15 protein-coding genes are annotated in these 15,606 nt (G+C 64.3%); 6 read left to right on the plus strand and 9 right to left on the minus strand.

Annotated elements, in window-relative coordinates; translation table 11 throughout:
* Nucleotides 1-83: 83 nt before the first annotated feature.
* The 4 genes from B215_RS0116830 to B215_RS20345 all read left to right on the plus strand — a co-directional run bounded on the left by B215_RS0116830 (nt 84) and on the right by B215_RS20345 (nt 5,712).
* Nucleotides 84-1,625 (plus strand): Y-family DNA polymerase, encoded by a 1,542-nt coding sequence (locus B215_RS0116830; RefSeq protein WP_152997908.1) that lies wholly within the window; start codon nt 84-86, stop codon nt 1,623-1,625.
* Nucleotides 1,622-4,885 (plus strand): error-prone DNA polymerase, encoded by a 3,264-nt coding sequence (locus B215_RS0116835; RefSeq protein WP_019370815.1) that lies wholly within the window; start codon nt 1,622-1,624, stop codon nt 4,883-4,885. The genes B215_RS0116830 and B215_RS0116835 overlap by 4 nt, the downstream gene beginning before the upstream one ends.
* Nucleotides 4,886-4,888: 3 nt before the next feature.
* Nucleotides 4,889-5,176 (plus strand): hypothetical protein, encoded by a 288-nt coding sequence (locus B215_RS0116840; protein WP_019370816.1) that lies wholly within the window; start codon nt 4,889-4,891, stop codon nt 5,174-5,176.
* A 266-nt stretch (nt 5,177-5,442) separates the two neighbouring features.
* On the plus strand, nt 5,443-5,712 hold the full coding sequence (locus B215_RS20345) for a hypothetical protein (RefSeq protein ID WP_019370817.1): 270 nt from the start codon (nt 5,443-5,445) through the stop codon (nt 5,710-5,712).
* A 59-nt stretch (nt 5,713-5,771) separates the two neighbouring features.
* On the opposite strand, the gene B215_RS21050 is transcribed toward B215_RS20345, so the two are convergent.
* Entirely contained in the window at nt 5,772-5,948 is a 177-nt protein-coding gene (locus tag B215_RS21050; protein ID WP_019370818.1) for a DUF3606 domain-containing protein, read from the minus strand.
* 47 nt (nt 5,949-5,995) lie between these two features.
* Complete coding sequence (locus B215_RS0116860) at nt 5,996-6,220, minus strand: hypothetical protein (protein WP_019370819.1); 225 nt, start codon at nt 6,218-6,220, stop codon at nt 5,996-5,998.
* A 158-nt stretch (nt 6,221-6,378) separates the two neighbouring features.
* Here B215_RS0116860 and B215_RS0116865 point away from each other — a divergent pair, with 158 nt between their 5' ends.
* Nucleotides 6,379-6,717, plus strand: coding sequence for a hypothetical protein (locus B215_RS0116865; RefSeq protein WP_019370820.1), 339 nt, complete (start codon nt 6,379-6,381; stop codon nt 6,715-6,717).
* A gap of 417 nt (nt 6,718-7,134) precedes the next feature.
* On the opposite strand, the gene B215_RS0116870 is transcribed toward B215_RS0116865, so the two are convergent.
* The 7 genes from B215_RS0116870 to B215_RS21055 form a co-directional block, all read right to left on the minus strand.
* Nucleotides 7,135-7,584 carry a hypothetical protein gene (locus B215_RS0116870; RefSeq protein WP_019370821.1) on the minus strand — a complete coding sequence of 150 codons (450 nt, stop codon included), beginning with the start codon at nt 7,582-7,584 and terminating at the stop codon, nt 7,135-7,137.
* The gene (locus B215_RS0116875; protein WP_019370822.1) at nt 7,581-7,787 is read right to left on the minus strand and encodes a DUF5818 domain-containing protein; all 207 of its coding nucleotides are present in this window, start codon (nt 7,785-7,787) and stop codon (nt 7,581-7,583) included. The genes B215_RS0116870 and B215_RS0116875 overlap by 4 nt, the downstream gene beginning before the upstream one ends.
* Nucleotides 7,777-8,046 carry a hypothetical protein gene (locus B215_RS20350; RefSeq protein WP_019370823.1) on the minus strand — a complete coding sequence of 90 codons (270 nt, stop codon included), beginning with the start codon at nt 8,044-8,046 and terminating at the stop codon, nt 7,777-7,779. Before B215_RS20350 ends, B215_RS0116875 begins: the two co-directional genes overlap by 11 nt.
* Before the next feature lie 69 nt (nt 8,047-8,115).
* Nucleotides 8,116-8,931, minus strand: coding sequence for a CsgG/HfaB family protein (locus B215_RS0116885; RefSeq protein WP_019370824.1), 816 nt, complete (start codon nt 8,929-8,931; stop codon nt 8,116-8,118).
* A gap of 62 nt (nt 8,932-8,993) precedes the next feature.
* Nucleotides 8,994-12,116 (minus strand): MobF family relaxase, encoded by a 3,123-nt coding sequence (gene mobF / locus B215_RS0116890; protein ID WP_019370825.1) that lies wholly within the window; start codon nt 12,114-12,116, stop codon nt 8,994-8,996.
* A gap of 3 nt (nt 12,117-12,119) precedes the next feature.
* Nucleotides 12,120-14,411 (minus strand): type IV secretion system DNA-binding domain-containing protein, encoded by a 2,292-nt coding sequence (locus B215_RS0116895; RefSeq protein ID WP_019370826.1) that lies wholly within the window; start codon nt 14,409-14,411, stop codon nt 12,120-12,122.
* Nucleotides 14,398-14,685 (minus strand): ribbon-helix-helix protein, CopG family, encoded by a 288-nt coding sequence (locus tag B215_RS21055; protein WP_082664493.1) that lies wholly within the window; start codon nt 14,683-14,685, stop codon nt 14,398-14,400. Before B215_RS21055 ends, B215_RS0116895 begins: the two co-directional genes overlap by 14 nt.
* Nucleotides 14,686-15,218: 533 nt before the next feature.
* Between B215_RS21055 and B215_RS0116905 the strand changes: the two genes are divergently transcribed.
* Nucleotides 15,219-15,443: a hypothetical protein gene (locus B215_RS0116905; protein ID WP_026009360.1), complete on the plus strand. Its 225-nt coding sequence runs from the start codon at nt 15,219-15,221 to the stop codon at nt 15,441-15,443.
* The last annotated feature ends 163 nt before the right edge of the window (nt 15,444-15,606 follow it).

A 15,606-nucleotide genomic window follows, 5' to 3' on the forward strand; every position in this document is an offset into this window, starting at 1 on the left:
CCCGCTGGGCGCGGCAAGGTTCGGATCCCCGCGCCGATGTCGAGGCGCAGATCGCAGCACTGCCTTCGCATGCGAAGCCACCGATGCGCGAGCTCGGCCGACGCTCAGAGCCTGCCAGCAACCCGTACAAGGCAATCCATGGCGGAAGCACTGCAGAAGCATCGCGTTTTCATATTGAAACCACATCAGACGCACCGATGGCGCTGGTGGGAAAAGTCGGCCGACGCGAGGAGGTAGTGGCCGCGTGCCTAGGCGCGCAGGCGCTGGGCATCCGCCCCGGCATGGCCGCAAGCCATGCCCGCGCGCGGGTATCGGACCTGGACTTCCGCCCTGCACAGCCCGAAGCGGACGCTGCACTGCTCGATCGCCTCGCCCTGCTGGCGGTGCGCCGCTGGTCGCCAACTGCGGCCGTGACGCCAACGGACGGCCTCTGGATCGACCTGACCGGCTGCGAACACCTCCACGGCGGCGAGGAGCGGTTCTGCCGCCGGCTGCAGGCGTTCTGCCGCCGTGCAGGCTTCACCGCGCGCGTGGCCATTGCCGATACCCCTGGTGCCGCACATGCACTCGCCCGCTACGGCAGAGACGATCTTACCCGGGTCGAGCCTGGCAGGACGGCCGACGCGCTCGCGCCGCTGCCGATCGCCGCCCTCCGCCTATCCGCGACTGCACAAGCCGCTGCGCGAAAGTTTGGGTTCGAGCGGATTGCGGATCTCCTGCCTGTCGCGCGCGGGCCGCTCGCACGGCGGCTCGGTCTGCCGGCGATAACGCGCCTCGATCAGGCGCTCGGCGCCGTAGCTGAGCCCATCACGCCGCGCGAAGACGCGGAGGTGCCGTTTGTCGAGCGCCGGCTGCTGGAGCCTATCGGCACGGCCGAGGCGATCGAGCAGGTGATGGGCGATCTGCTGGGTGATCTGGCGCAGGTGCTGCAGGAGCGGGGGCTCGGCGCCCGCTCGCTCCGGCTGACGGGTCTGCGCGTCGACGGCGGCGAGCAGGTGGTGGCGATCGGCACGTCTCGGCCGACGCGGGAGGTGTCGCACCTCCTCCGGCTGCTGAAGCTCCGCATCGACCGCATCGATCCCGGCATGGGCCTGGAGCAGTTCTGGCTCGTCGCGCCCCATACCGAGCCGCTCGATGCGGTCGACCTGGGGGCGGTGCTCGCCGGCGACACGATGGTGCGCGATTCCTCGCGCCTCGTCGACGTCATCGCCGGGAGGATCGGCTCCAGCGCCGTCTTCCGCATCGCGCCTGTCGAGAGCCACGTACCGGAGCGCGCGGTCGCGCAGGTGGATCCTAACGAGCAGCCGGGAGAGTGGCCGGGTTGGCAGCGCCCGATCCGCCTGTTCGCGCGGCCCGAGCCGCTCTTCAACGTGCTGGCGCTGCTGCCGGACCAGCCTCCGCGGCGCTTTGAGTGGCGCGGCAAGCGCTACACGATCATCGGCGGCGATGGGCCAGAGCGAGTGCACGGCGAGTGGTGGCGCCGCGATGCTGAGACCTGGGCCGTGCGAGACTACTACCGCGTAGAGGACGAGGAAGGCGGACGCTACTGGGTCTTCCGCCGCGGCGACGGCTTTCAGGACAACACCGGCGATCTGTCCTGGTGGATCCATGGTGTGTTCGGATGAGCCGCTATGTCGAGCTGCAGGTGCTCACCCATTTCTCGCTGCTGCGCGGTGCCTCAAGTCCTGACGAGCTGTTCGCCGCCGCGGCGCTGCTCGGCTACCCCGCGATCGGCATCAGCGACATTGGCACCGTCGCCGGCGTCGTCCGAGCATGGGAGGCGCAGAAGGCGACGGGCGTGCGCTCGATCGCCGGCACGCGGGTCGATCTTTCATGCGGCCGCAGGCTGCTCCTTTACCCAACCGACCGCGCTGCCTGGTCGCGCATCACGCGGCTGCTGACCGTCGGCAAGACGCGGGCAGGGAAGGGGGGGTGCCTTCTCCACTGGCACGACCTCGAGCCTTGGTCTGAGGGTGTCATTGCCATCCTGCTGCCGCACGAGGCGGACGAGGAGAACCTGGCTGCGCTGAGGGATCTGAAGGCGGTCTACGGCCGCCGCGGCTACATGGCGCTGTTCCAGCGACGGCGCCCTGGGGACGCGGTGCGGATCGATGCGCTTGCAAGGCAGGCGGGCGGCGCCGGCGTGCGCGCGGTCGTGACTGGCGACGTGCTCTACCACGCGCCCGACGCGCGGCTGTTGCAGGACGTTGTGACCGCTGTGCGCGAGAAATGCACCGTGGACGAGCTCGGCTATCGCCGCGAGGTGAATGCCGATCGCGCGTTGAAGTCGCCCGAGGAGATGATCCGGCGCTTCCGCGCCTATCCTGATGCGCTGCAGGCAAGCGTCGACATCGCCCGCGCCTGCACCTTCGACCTGGGCGAGCTGGCCTACCAGTACCCGCATGAGCGGCTGATCGACGGACTCACCGCACAGGAAGCGCTCGAGCAGCTGGCGACCGATGCAGTGAACCAGATGTTCGGCGGCGACGTGCCGGCGGACTATACCAACCAGATCGCGCACGAGCTGAAGCTGATCGAGGAGCTGGGCTATGCGCCCTACTTCCTGACCGTCTACGCGATCGTGCGCGAGGCGCGCCGGCGGGGCATCCTCTGCCAAGGCCGGGGCTCGGCCGCCAACTCCTGCGTCTGCTTCGTCCTCGGCGTCACCTCGATCGACCCGATCAAGCACGAGCTGCTGTTTGAGCGCTTCGTCTCCGGCGAGCGCCGCGAGCCGCCCGATATCGACGTCGACTTCGAGCATGAGCGCCGCGAGGAAATCATCCAGTGGATCTATGAGACCTACGGGCGTGATCGCTCAGCCCTGACCGCCGTCGTGACGCGCTACCGCGCGCGCGGCGCTGTGCGTGACGTCGGCAAGGCGCTGGGCCTGCCCGAGGATCTGACCTCATCGCTTGCGGGTCTGGTCTGGGGCTGGTCGGCCGAAGGGGTAGGGGACAAGCAGGTAGAGGAGCTCAACCTCGATATCGGCGATCGCCGGCTGCGGCTGACGCTCGAGCTCGCCCGCAAGCTGATCGGCGTGCCGCGGCACATGAGCCAGCACCCGGGTGGCTTTGTCCTGACGCACGATCGCCTCGACGATCTGGTGCCCATCGAACCGGCGGCGATGGAGGATCGCCAGATCATCGAATGGGATAAGGACGACATCGACGCACTCAAGTTCATGAAGGTGGACATTTTGGGATTGGGCATGCTCGGCTGCATGAACCGGGCCTTCAACCTGCTCGAGGCCGAGAAGGGCGTGCACGTTGAGATGAAGGATCTGCAGGAGGATGACCTTGCAGTGTTCGGCATGATTCAGAAGGCCGACACCCTCGGCACGTTCCAGATCGAATCCCGCGCGCAGATGTCGATGCTCCCGCGGATGAAGCCCCAGCGCTTCTACGATCTGGTCATTCAGGTCGCGATCGTGCGGCCAGGTCCGATCCAGGGGGATATGGTGCATCCCTATCTGCGGCGGCGCGAGGGGCTGGAGAAGCCGGAATATCCAAGGCCCGAGCTGCGTGCTGTGCTCGAGAAGACGCTGGGGGTCCCCCTCTTCCAGGAGCAGGCAATGCGCGTGGCGATCGTCGGCGCCGGCTTCACTGCGGCCGAGGCCGATCAGCTGCGCCGCGCGATGGCCACCTTCAAGTTCACCGGCGGCGTGTCGCACTTCAGCGAGAAGCTGATCGAGGGGATGGTCGAGCGCGGCTACCCGCGCGAGTTTGCCGAGCGCACCTTCCGCCAGCTCGAGGGCTTCGGCTCCTATGGCTTCCCGGAGAGCCACGCCGCCTCCTTCGCGAAGATCTCCTACGCCTCTTGCTGGATGAAGCACCACCACCCGGATGTGTTCTGCGCCGCCCTGATGAACGCGCAGCCGATGGGGTTCTACGCGCCGGCACAGATCGTACGCGACGCGCGCGAGCACGGCGTCGAGGTTCGGCCGCCCTGTATCAATGCGAGCCGTTGGGACTGCACGCTCGAGAAGACCGGCGGCCGCTACCTGGCCGTGCGCCTCGGCCTGCGGCAGATCCGCGGTCTATCCAATGCCGATGGTGCGAAGATCGTGGCTGCGCGCGGAGCGGTGCCTTTCACCAGCGTCGAGGAGGTCTGGCGGCGATCCGGCGTGCAGCGCGCGTCGATCGAGAAGCTGGCCGACGGCGATGCCTTCCACAGCTTCGGCGCCGATCGCCGGCAAGGGCTCTGGAAGGTGCGGGGGCTCGGCGAGGCACCGCTGCCGCTTTTTGCCGCCGCCGATCGCGCGGCCGAGCGCTTCAGCGCGGAAGGGATAGAGCCCGAGGTGCCGCTGCGGCCGCTCACCGACGGGAGGGAAGTGATCGAGGATTACCGCTCGCTGCAGCTGTCGCTTCGCGCGCATCCGCTGAGCTTCGTGCGGGATGAACTGCGCCGCCGCGGCGTGACCAAATGCGCCGACCTCGCCAACATCCGGGACGGCCGCCACGTCGAAGTCGCCGGCATCGTCCTGGTCCGCCAGAAGCCGGGTTCGGCGAAGGGGGTCTTGTTCATCACACTCGAGGACGAGACTGGAATCGCTAACGGAATCCTCTGGCCCGACCGTTTCGAGGCGCAGCGCCGCACCATTATGTCGGCGTCAATGGTGGGCCTGAAGGGCCGTGTGCAGAAGGAAGGCGAGGTCATCCACGTCATCTGCGACCGCATCATCGATCATGGTGACCTGCTGCACCGGGTGGGCGAAATGTCCTTCCCGCACCGGACAGGGCGCGGCGACGCTGCCCAGCACCCCGGATCGCCTGACCGTGGCGACAAAGGCTGGGAGCCGAAGCCCAGCAACCAATATTGGCCGCCGCATGCCGACGGCATGGATCCGGAGGACGTCGTGCGGTTCAAGTCGCATGACTTCCATTGAGCGATGCGCAAGCTGCCACGGCATCAGCGCGTTGTGATCGCGCTATCGGTGCATATCCTCAGGAGCGGCGTCACCAGGTGCGCGCACTCGCGCGTCGATCTGCCGGAGATCCGCTTGGCGCTGCGCTGCCTGCTGCCACATTGCCCCGAGAAGTGGCCGCTTACCTGCTACTGGGGCGCCGCGAGCCAGGAGAATGAGATTGGCCGGTCCCAAGGGGTGACTGCTGCGTTCAACGGCATCGTGCGGCAGCTGCGGCGCGCCGGCTGCTATGAGGAGGTGACCCCGCCATGATCTTCGATAGGGCGCTGCATGCCGGCTAAGGTCGAAGGCCCTTATACAACGCTAGGCGAGTGGGCAGTCGAGCGCGCCGATATGCGGATCGTCTGCGAATGCGGGCGCACGATCAACGTGCCCGCCGACAAGATCCTCTCGCGGTTTGGGAGAGACAGCGGGGTGCAGCAGGCTGTTATCCGCCTGCGTTGCAGCACCTGTCGGCGCCGCGGGCATGCCACCATTTCGCCTATTCCGGTGTTAAAGCGCTAGGAAGGGTTGGCACCATGCCGGAGACGAAGCCCACAACGACAGACGACATCCGGAATTTGCTTGCGCACCTTCTGGCCGGTGCGGCGGGTAAGGATGAAGCGCACTGGCTAAAGCTGATCGGACCGGTGACCGCGCTGCCTATCATCGACGCGCCCCGGTCTAATTGGCATATCGAGCCCAAGGGTAAACCTGGAGAGCTGGAGGCGATCGAGAAAGCCACCGAAGTGGTGCGCTTGGCCTACCCGTATGTGCCTTCACCACGCGCCGGCATCCGCACGCCTTAAAAGCATGTCGCGGGAAGGCGCCGAGCGAGCTTTAGCTTTGCTCGGCGCGATGAAAGCCTCTAGCGCTTCAGATACTCGCGCACGTCGTCTGCGCGGTCGCCGACGGCATTCACTGCCTCGACAAGCCTTTCCTTCGAGACGCCGAAGGACTCCGTCCAGTCCCGCACCTCATAATCCTCGCTCAGCGAGATCCGCTGCCGGTCCTGGCCGCCTACCTTGGTTTTGTCGTCTGCCATTTTTGGCTCCTTTCAGCAGGTTAGAACGCGCAAAGCCGGGTTCTGGATCATCCGTCACTGCCGTCCGCCGTTGGCCAGAGACCGCTGGGCGAAAGCTCCAGGTCGAATTCCTCCTCGATCGCCCATGCTGCGTCGGACAGCCGCTCGCCGAGCATCCAGTGCTCGTCGCGCTCGAGACCCGGTGGCAGCTTCTCGGCAATTGCCTTCTCCCGCTCCTCCGCTTCGTGCAGGATGCGAGCACGAACTTCTGCCGTTTCTCGTTCTTCCATCATGAGCGCTCTCCTCAGGAGACGAACGCGCCAACAGCGCGCCTAATGTGAGGGAAACCGCTGCGGCAGGCGAGGAGTTGCAGCTAAATCTAGGTCATCTGCATCAGAGCAGTATTCGCTGGAGACCGTCATTGGCACGAAGCCCTCAACCGGATTTCACCGTGTCGGACACCGATAAGCTCTCGATTGCCGGGCACATCGTGCCAGGGATCATGGAAAGCTTTCGTGCCATGTCCTCCGAAGGCGTCGTCACTGCCGATGACGTGATCGACGTCTTGTCTCTCTGCATCGCGACGATGCTCGAGAACGACACGCACATTACCACGCCCAAGCATACCCGCGACGCGATGAAGACGGTGGAGACGTTCGTGACGCGTTGGGCGCGTCGGTTACGCGACGACCGCGCGGGAGCGGATGCCCCTAGCTTCCTGTCCAGATCGATTGAGCGCTACCGCGCGGAGCTGGCGGAGATCGAGGCACAGGAGGACGGCCACAGCTGAGCCCGCGCTGCTGCGCTATTCCGCGGGCTCCTCGGACGGTTCCTCCACGTGTCTGGTGAGCACAGAATTGCGTTCAGCCATTCGCTCCCACATTTCCGCACTCTGGATGTGCTTCCGACGAACGTTGACCAACGGTGTCGCCTCCGCAGCATCACGATGCTCGCGGGCTCTTTCGAGACAAAAAGACGGGCTCTCGCTCATTCCGCTCCTCTTTTGGGGGCGGAAAACGTCACTTAGCGCGGATTGTTGCAACCAAGTTTGCTAACCTTCATCTATCGCGCTCGAAACGGCGTTGAATAGCCGAGCTCAAAAAAATTGGCGCTCCACCTCGGAGCGCCTACTAAGTTTGGGTCGTGCGGCGTAAATACCATCACGGCCCCGTCAATCAATCACCTGCGACAATTCATTACAAATTTCTCAAATAGCAACGCCTACGAATACCATGAACAAGGCAAGTACTCCGGCAGCTATCTTGCCGCCGCCTACGCTTCTTGCCGCCACTCCGCGTCTTTGCCTGCCCCATGTCTTGTCGCGCGCTGTGCGAAGCGCGAGCACACCGTCCACACAGAGCACCGAACCGACGATGAAGAGGGCGATGCTGAACCCTTTCACGAAGCCGCCTACCCCGTGCCCTGACAGGAGGAAGAAGGCGATGAGCGCGATGGTGAGCAGCGCATAGACCGCCATGCCGACGTCCAGGATGCTGTAGATCCGGTAGAGCCGCGGGCGACCGAAAGGGCTGCGCGCGATCACGATCGGCCGCTTGCAGGTGAGACAGCCCCGAACCTTATGCCGCTTCAAATTCTGGAACAGGATGTTCCCGCAATAGGGGCAGTGCGCTGCCTGGATCTGCGTGGGGGCGTTCATGCGCCAAGCCTTCCGACGTAGTAGACCTCGATCACGGAGAGGCCGCGTCGAACACCTTCGATGGTGACCTCTTCGGCGTCCTCGCATTCTGAAAGAGCTTCCCCCGTCAGCCGCCAGTGCATGCCGCCGTCATCGCAGAGCATGCGTCCGCGCGGCGTCTTGGTCATCTTGCCGGACAGCCGCATCGGCGGATCAGACGCCATCGTCAATCTCCACGGGTTTGTTGAACACGCTGAAGCACTCGGGCGCGCAGTGAACAAGGCGGCGGCCCCGACATACTGCCTGCAGGCCGTCCATCATCACCGGCTGATGGCCAAGGCGGCGGCACGGACTGTTGGTCCTGTCCCGCCACCCACATGGCACCGCCAGCGGCTCCGGCGCGATCTCCACATACTGCGCCTCCAGATCCTCTGGATCAATCGACGGCTCGGGTTCGGCGAAGAGATCAGCCTGCAACTTCATCGCGCACCTCTCAGGAAGGGAAGGGGAGGACTCCCAGCTGGCACCCTCGCCCTTTCTCTCCCTCTCTCCTCACTGCTGCACCGGTGTCGCGCTGGCGCCTACAGGCGCCGAAGCGGGCGCTGCGGCGGCCGCCGGCGGCGAAAGGCGAACCTTCGCGTCCGTCGTGAGCTTGCGATAGGCGTCTAGCAGCGCAAGCGACGTGATCTTGCCCATATCGGTGCTGGTGTAGCTGCCGCCGAGCGCCCCGATGCCGGCATTGAGGAGCACGCCGCCGCCAATGATTGAGAGGTCCTTCTTACGGACCTGGCCGCTGGCGATCGCTCGCTGAATGCCGGTAGACACTTCGACCAGCGCGAGCATGACCTGCGCTTCGAGCTTCTTGCTCTTGAAGCCCATGCCGCCGCCGAACATGCCGGCTACGCCGCCCCCGTAGCCGCCGGCGTTTCCGTCCGAGTAGACGACGGTCGCGGTGAGGAGATAGTCGGCTGCACGCAGCGTGTTGGTCTTGGCCGCGCCGGCAGTGGTCGAGCCCGCCAGCTCGCGCTCGCGCTGGAGCGCGTCGAAGCCTTCGCCACGGTCGACGATCAGGAAGCAGTTCGAGTGGGCCGCGAGCAGCTTGAGGAGAGGGATCGGGTCTACCCGGGTCTGCCCGCCGTTCTGCTGCGCCTCTGCCATCCGCATCATGGCAGCGATCCCAGGTGGGAGCCCGTCCGCAGGCGAGGCGGCGCTGCGCTTTTCGACGATCGCCATCGTGCCGAACGGCTGCACGCACTTCGGCACCTCGGATGTCTCATCGACGCCGGTGCCCCCCTTACCCATCTTCTGTGCATTGGCAGTGCCGATCGACAGGGCCAGCGCGGCCGCGGTCAGTAAAACCTTACGCATGGTGTTCCTCCTTGTGTTGGTTGCTCTTGCCGTTGAGGTTGAAGTTGCAGGGGCGGCGCCAATCACAGCTCGAGGCTCAGGTTCTTTTCGGGCACCGGCGGGCCCTTTGCGCCTTTGGCGCTATCGCCCATTCCCAGATCATCGCTCTTCTTTGAGAGCCCCATGTCGTCACCGCCCTTGGCGTAGCGAGCGGCGTCCTTTTCCTCGAAGCGGGGCAGGGGCGGCAGCGAGCCAAGGTCGCTCGAGCTGAGGCTGAAGCTCATGGTTTGGCCACTGGTTGGCTTCGATCCGTTCCCAGTGCTCGCCGCGCCGCTGCTCCCAGGTCCATCGATGTTGATGCGCCCGACTGTCTCCAGGGCTGATGTCTTGATGCCGGTGTTCCGATCGAGCTGTCGCGAGACCTTCTCCTGATCATTCACCACCACGGTAAGGTCCGAGCGGACGCGGGTGACGCCCACGTTGAACAGCTGCTGGTTGGTGAGGTTGGTCTCTGCGCTTGAGAGCGCCATGATGCCCTTATCGGCAGTCACGCCCTGGGCCATGTGCATGTTGAGCGAGTAGCCGAGATCGAGCCGCGAGAGCATCGCATCACCGTGCTGCAGTGTGAGAACCTGCTTGCTTGCCGTCTCTACCGTGACACCCTTGCCGTCGATCGACATGACGCGGGCCAGCGCGGACCGCTGCAGGTCCCGGTCTTTGTCCTTCTCCGTCCACCGGATCGTGTCACCTTCATGGATCCGGATCTGCTTCGGCACAGAGAGTTCGAGGCGGTCCCGCTTGATGGTGGGGTCCAGCTTCTGAGGGTCGATCTTCAGCCGGCGGCCATTGTGGTCCAGCTCGACCTTGCCGCGGGGTGTGACGCCCATAACGGTGAAGGTGCCGCGCTGCAGGCCGAGCTCCGGGATCTTGCCGGTGACATCGAGGATCTGCCCCTTCTCGTAGTTCTTCGCGTAGCGCAGCTCCTCGCTGGCGAGGTTCACCCGCTCACGCACGGTCAGGGTCAGCCCCTCGCCCTTGAGCGTTCCCTCTGCCGCCAGGCCTTCCTGAAACCGGTTGTTGATGGTGGCACGTGATTCCCGGCCTGAAGAGAAGACGGCGGTCAAGGCGCGCTCCTCCGGTGCCAGGCCGAGCCAGCGCTCGGCCGCGTGCAGTGCGGGGTTCTCATGCGTCGTCACCTTGTCGCCAAGCACCCGCAGCGCAGCGCTCGCCTTGCCGACGTTGGCCAGCGCCGCGACCGTCTTCAGCTGATCGGTCTTCTGCCGGAGGTTCTCGTTCATCCAGGTGATGGTGATCCCGCCGGCTTGGGTCAGCGAGAATGCCTTGCCGGCGTTGATCGAGCCCAGCTGCTTGCGGTCACCGACCAGGACGAGCTTATCGGCACCGATCGCCTCGGCGATGTTGATCAGCTTCACCATGTCGTCGGTCGACAGCATCGAGGCTTCGTCGACCGCGAGGATGGTGTCCTTCATCTCGGCCCGCTTCTCGATTGCGGCGGGGCTGGTCTTGTCGGTGAGGAACCGCTCATTCTGCCAGATGAAAGAGGCGATGGTCTGCGCCTCGATACCGGCCCCCTCCTTCAGGTCGCCGACCATCTTGTTCTGGAAGGCCAGGCCATGCAGGCGCTTGCCGCCACTCTCCGCGACGCGCGCGGCCGCCTCGAAGGTCTGGGAGACTGCCTGCAGCATGGTCGACTTGCCCGATCCGGCGACGCCCTGGATCGCGACGATCTTGTCTGTACTCGAGACAATCAGCGTGGCCGCCGCAAGCTGGCCCGGATTGAGCTCGTGCTTGGAGGCGGCCTGCACGCGGTCGGGAGCGGCCTCTGCGTTGACGATCGGGGTTGCCTGGCCCTTGGTCGCCTCAATGCGGTCGAGGATGTGCTGCTCGGCTTGCAGAGCCTCCCTGGTGGTCACCATCGTCCAGCTGGTCTCGCCCTCGCGCGTGACGCCGGAAATGATGCGCCCTTGCTCAACCAGTTTCTCGATCCGCTCGGTGACGTGCTGGATGGTCACGCCTTTCAACCCGAGATCGAGGGCAGTCTTGGAGAGCCGATTGACGTCGAAGGCCGCCTCGCGCTGCGCGTGGATGCGGATCGCTGAAGCGACGGCGAACTGCGCGCGGGCGGCTTCCGGAGAAGAGGCAAAGCGCGCGACACCTTTGTCGACGAGCGGATCCGGCGTGCGGGTCAGGTTGCTGACGAACTCGCGCGCGCCGCGCACAACCTCGGCCATGAACGCGTAGCCCCGCTGCAGCGTACTTGCGTTCTCGGGCGCAGCCGAGGCCCGCAGCGCGGCTGCGATCAGCTCTTTGCCGTCGAAGCCATAGCTCGCTGCCTTCTCCCGCCAGTCTGCAATGAGCTTGTCCCGGTCTTCCAGAGACAGCTTTGGATCTCGGGTGCGAACTGTAACGCCGTCGAGGCCCTTGGGAGATGATATGCCCAGCGCTGCAGCTGCCTTCAGGATCTCGGCGCGCCTCTGGCTGTTCACCTCCATCAGTTCCTTGGGCACGCCTACTACCTCGAAGGTGCCATGCTTGCCCTTGGTCTCAATCTGGTACCCGAGCTTCTCCATCTCGGCGCGCAGGAAGGCATGGTAGATCGAGCCAATGACGGTGTTGTTCGACCAAATCTTGTCGGCATGCAGCGCCTGCCATTTGCCGTCAGGCCCCTTTGTCAGGTTGGCAACCAGGGCATGGATGTGGAGCTGTGGATCGAGCGCACGGGAGGTGTCGTGCTGGACGAGGGCATAGACCAGGTTGCCGGTCTTCACCGGCACCTTCTTGCCGTCCACGTCCTTGCGCGTTTCGGCGAGGTTCTTCTCGATCCACGCCATCGTGGCACGCACTGCTTTCGTATGCGCGCCGTCCTCGCCGAGGATCCGCTTGTCGCCGGCGACCAGCGCCATGATCGATACCGACTTTGGCGCTGAGAAGGTCAGGTCATAGCCGGGGCGGCGGCCCTGATAGTCAGCGACCTTCTCGCCCGAAGCGAGCTGGCCGCCGAGGATCTTGCCAAGATCCGTCTTGGTGACCTCCCCAGAGACGCCCGCCTCTTCGGCGGCGGCGCCACCCCACTCACTATAGTCGGCGGCATTCTCGCCTGCGTAGTAATCGGCTGAGGCGAAATCGTCCTTGCCGTAGTAGCCGGCGGCCCCGCCTGCAGAACCGATCGAGGCGATGGAGTGCATGGCTTACATCCCCATCCCGTCGTCACTCGGAGCGAAGTCCTGGCGCAGCTCGATGGCGGTCTGATCCTCGACCTCCGCAGGACGGGGAGCGGCCATGTCGTTCCGGTGGTGCTCAGTGGTCTGCGGTCGTTCCGGTTCTGCAGTTCGCGCCAACTCCGGGTCCCGTTCCCCATCGCCTTTGTCGGTGGTCGGGCGCGGCGAAGAAGGGTCCGTCCGCTCCTGTGCTTCGCGGTTGATCTGCGCCTCCTCCTCAGACGCTTCCGAGGGCTGTGCCAAGATACCTGCAGCCAAAGCTGCGGCTGCGCTTGGGGAGGTTTCCACTTCCTCCCCCAGCTCTGGCGATCCGTCTCTGCCACCGGCCTCTTCGCCGTCCAAACCTCCACCACTCTTTCCGCGAACACTTGCCGCCGGCGGAGCCGGTGGACGCTTCACGAAGCCGGGTGCAACCGTGGGGTAATTCTCCCACTGGAGCTGGATGCGGGCTGCGGGAAAGCCATCAGGGAATTTGACGAAGCCGTGCATCGACGGAAGGTTCGTGATGTCGTCGGGGATGACGAGCGGTTCGACCTGTTTGCGCGGCGTCAGCGTCGAGGCGTCGCGGGTGTTGTTATAGCCGTAGCTGTACGCCTCATCCATCTGGCGAACCTCGCGGCTGCCGATGTACTTGCTGCACTGCTCGGCGGTCTCCAGGTCGGCTGCGGCAAGGATCAGCTTGGTGCGTGCCAGCGATGAGAGGTTGCGCGCGTTTTCCTCGCCGTAGACGGCCACCAGCTTGTCGAAAGAGTGCAGCCCCAGGATCATCGCGCCGCCGAAATTTCGGGCTGTCTGCAGGCCGCTTTCGATTGCAGGGAGGCGGTGCAAAGCGCCCAGCTCGTCGAACATGAACCAGGTGCGCAGCGAGCGCGTCCGCGGCATCTCCATAAGGGCGTAGATCGCGAGGTTGCTCCACAACGTGAGGAGCGCGCGGTTCATCTCGAGGTCGGTGTAGTTCGAGGTGATGAAGAGGATCGATCCCGGCTTCTTGTCGCGCGTGATCCAGTCCTTGATCGAGAAGGGTTCGCCCTCGTCCGACAGGAAGCGCAGCACCTGCGCATTGGTGTTGAAGACGGCGCGAATGGACTCTGCCATTCGGGCAGCTTCAGGGGCCGTCAGCGGGTCCGCGATGGTCTTGGCGAGATACTTGTGAACCGCCTTCAGATCGGCGGTCATCAGGTTTTCGGCGAGGGCTCGGTTGCTGGTCTGCTTTTTCTCGATCAGCTTCATGCACATCTCGATGAAGAGCGTGCGCGCAGCCATTGCCCAGAATGGCTCGGCCGACCCGCCGTCCGAGGGGATCAGAGCCGCCGCGGCGGCGGTAAATTCCGAGTAGGTGACGCAGTCGTTGAAGATCGACCAAGCAGGGCAACGGGCATCCAGCGGGTTGAGGATCGTGTCGCGTTCGGGATCGTAGAAGGCTTCGACATATGCCCCGGTGAGATCGAATACGACGGCGTTGTCCTGGCGCTCCTGCATCTGCTTGATCAGCTTGCGCAGGGCCGTCGTCTTACCGGCGCCGGTCGTGCCGATCAGCATCGTGTGGGATTGCTCTAGCCGATGCGGATAGGGGATGCCGGCAAGCGTGTAAGGATGGTGGATCCCGGCGGCTTTCCGAGCCCCGAACGGCATACGAAGAACCTGCTGCGGCGTGTGGCCGGGAAAGAGGTTTGCAGCCTCCTTTTCGAACTCCACCTGGTTGTGCTGGACGATCTCGGAATAGAGCACGTCGCGGGTGACCAGCATGGCGCCGCGTTCGTGCCGCTCCTCGAGGATGTTCTTGCCGCGGCGGCGGGAGAAATCGACATACCAGACAGCCGTCGGCACGGTGATGAAGGTGGCGATGAAGAGGCAGCCAATCAGGCCGCGAACCGCTTTGTGCCACGCGAGCGCAACCTCGGGCACATAGGGCACGTAGCCCATGTAGGTTTGGCGCACCGAGCCATCGGGCAGGAGGAGGTTCACCTGCTTCATCGGGTCGAGCGAAACCCAGTCCCAGAGGGCCGACAGAATGCGCATGCAGATGAGCTGGACGTTGTTCTCATCCAGCGTAATCGACAGCACGATCGTGTACGCCAGGGCGAAGATCACCAGCCACATCAGGACGGGCATCTTCGCGCCCGACAGCCACATCAAAACCTCATGGCTGAGGAGCTGACTGCCGCGGGTGAAGTTGCCCGAATTGCGCTTCACTTCGCCGCGTGCGGAGTGGTGCTGGACGGTAACGGGGCGGCCATCGCTGCGGATGTCAGCGCGCGCCATGGAAACGCTCCATGCGCTTGTCGACTTCCAGGAGAATTGGATCGCGAAACTCGGGATGATTTTCTTGCAGTATCGCGTCGAGCGCGAGCTGCCCGTACTCGCAGACCCGGCGTAAGCGCAGCTCGCTGTCGCTGATGAGTTTTTGCCCGATCAGGTACTGATCTACTGCACGGCGAATAACCTCGCCAGTTGAGCAGCCTAGTCGCCTTGCGACAGCGTCAACCTGGGCCACCTGATCCGCGCTGAGGCGGGTCGTGCTTGGCTTTGATTTCATTGATCAGCCTCCGGGCAAGGGAGGCTGATGGGCACTACGGAAGTCGCACCCTCATACTTGCTAGTACGACATCAAGCAACGAAAATCATCTAGAGTTGCGGCCAAGTGTATGCGCTGCGAATACACCTATCGCTCTGATTTCACGGGAAAGTTTTGGTGTATGCGCCCCGCTGCGCTTTTGTATGCGCCGCGCATACCGGCTAGCAATCTGGTAACTTGCTGAAATAACTTGAGAAACCTAGCACCTTGGTGCGTAGGGTGTGCTCTCTATAGTCCCATATCGTGGGTGGTGTTGATCCTGCTGCTGGTCGATTCAGATCGATGGGAATGGAACGCGGATTCCGCGGGGCACTTGGTCGCCGGGAGGCGAAACCGTGCAAGAAACCGCGCGTTGCGCGCCCGTTTCTGGCGCTGGAAATGGGGCTTCATCGGTTCTCTCCAGTAGGGGGGTAAAGGGCCTTTTCTGCCGCACAGGGAGGGGATAAGATCGAACCGTTCAGAGCCCGATCAGCCTGACCCGAAAGGCAATGGAAATGGCGAAATCACTGGACGCTGAACTGGCCGCGATCGAGGCCGAGGAACGCAAGCTGGCAGAGCGTCGGAAGGCGCATCAGGCGAAGCAGCGTGAGGCAGCGATCGTCGCGGTCGATAGGGCCGGTTTGCTCCGGCTTCCGATCGACCGTTTGGAAGGCCTGTTGAAGGCGGTGAAGACGCTCGGCGTGGACGAAGTTGAGAAGCGGCTGAAGCCAACAGCCTAAGCTCGGCGGAGGACACGAAGTTCAACGGCCGTATCCGCCTTGGGCGGCTGCGGCCGTTTGCTGTTACAGGCCGTTCCGAGGCATCGTGTGCGAAGCTGAACCGGCTTCCGAATAGGGCAGGGGAGTGGCTTCGCCGGCTCGACAGTATCAGGCAAAAAAATGG

It is taken from the genome of Sphingomonas sp. ATCC 31555 (assembly GCF_000282895.1).
In the GTDB taxonomy this organism is placed as follows: domain Bacteria; phylum Pseudomonadota; class Alphaproteobacteria; order Sphingomonadales; family Sphingomonadaceae; genus Sphingomonas.

Bases quoted from the DNA above. Each gene is read 5' to 3' on its own strand.
- B215_RS20345 (WP_019370817.1), top strand. From the start codon at position 5,443: ATGCCGGAGACGAAGCCCACAACGACAGACGACATCCGGAATTTGCTT.
- B215_RS0116895 (WP_019370826.1), bottom strand. From the start codon at position 14,411: ATGGCGCGCGCTGACATCCGCAGCGATGGCCGCCCCGTTACCGTCCAG.
- B215_RS0116840 (WP_019370816.1), top strand. From the start codon at position 4,889: ATGCGCAAGCTGCCACGGCATCAGCGCGTTGTGATCGCGCTATCGGTG.
- B215_RS0116830 (WP_152997908.1), top strand. From the start codon at position 84: ATGCGCGAGCTCGGCCGACGCTCAGAGCCTGCCAGCAACCCGTACAAG.
- B215_RS0116885 (WP_019370824.1), bottom strand. From the start codon at position 8,931: ATGCGTAAGGTTTTACTGACCGCGGCCGCGCTGGCCCTGTCGATCGGC.
- B215_RS20350 (WP_019370823.1), bottom strand. From the start codon at position 8,046: ATGAAGTTGCAGGCTGATCTCTTCGCCGAACCCGAGCCGTCGATTGAT.
- B215_RS21055 (WP_082664493.1), bottom strand. From the start codon at position 14,685: ATGAAATCAAAGCCAAGCACGACCCGCCTCAGCGCGGATCAGGTGGCC.
- B215_RS0116905 (WP_026009360.1), top strand. From the start codon at position 15,219: ATGGCGAAATCACTGGACGCTGAACTGGCCGCGATCGAGGCCGAGGAA.
- B215_RS21050 (WP_019370818.1), bottom strand. From the start codon at position 5,948: ATGGCAGACGACAAAACCAAGGTAGGCGGCCAGGACCGGCAGCGGATC.
- B215_RS0116835 (WP_019370815.1), top strand. From the start codon at position 1,622: ATGAGCCGCTATGTCGAGCTGCAGGTGCTCACCCATTTCTCGCTGCTG.
- mobF (WP_019370825.1), bottom strand. From the start codon at position 12,116: ATGCACTCCATCGCCTCGATCGGTTCTGCAGGCGGGGCCGCCGGCTAC.
- B215_RS0116870 (WP_019370821.1), bottom strand. From the start codon at position 7,584: ATGAACGCCCCCACGCAGATCCAGGCAGCGCACTGCCCCTATTGCGGG.
- B215_RS0116875 (WP_019370822.1), bottom strand. From the start codon at position 7,787: ATGGCGTCTGATCCGCCGATGCGGCTGTCCGGCAAGATGACCAAGACG.
- B215_RS0116860 (WP_019370819.1), bottom strand. From the start codon at position 6,220: ATGATGGAAGAACGAGAAACGGCAGAAGTTCGTGCTCGCATCCTGCAC.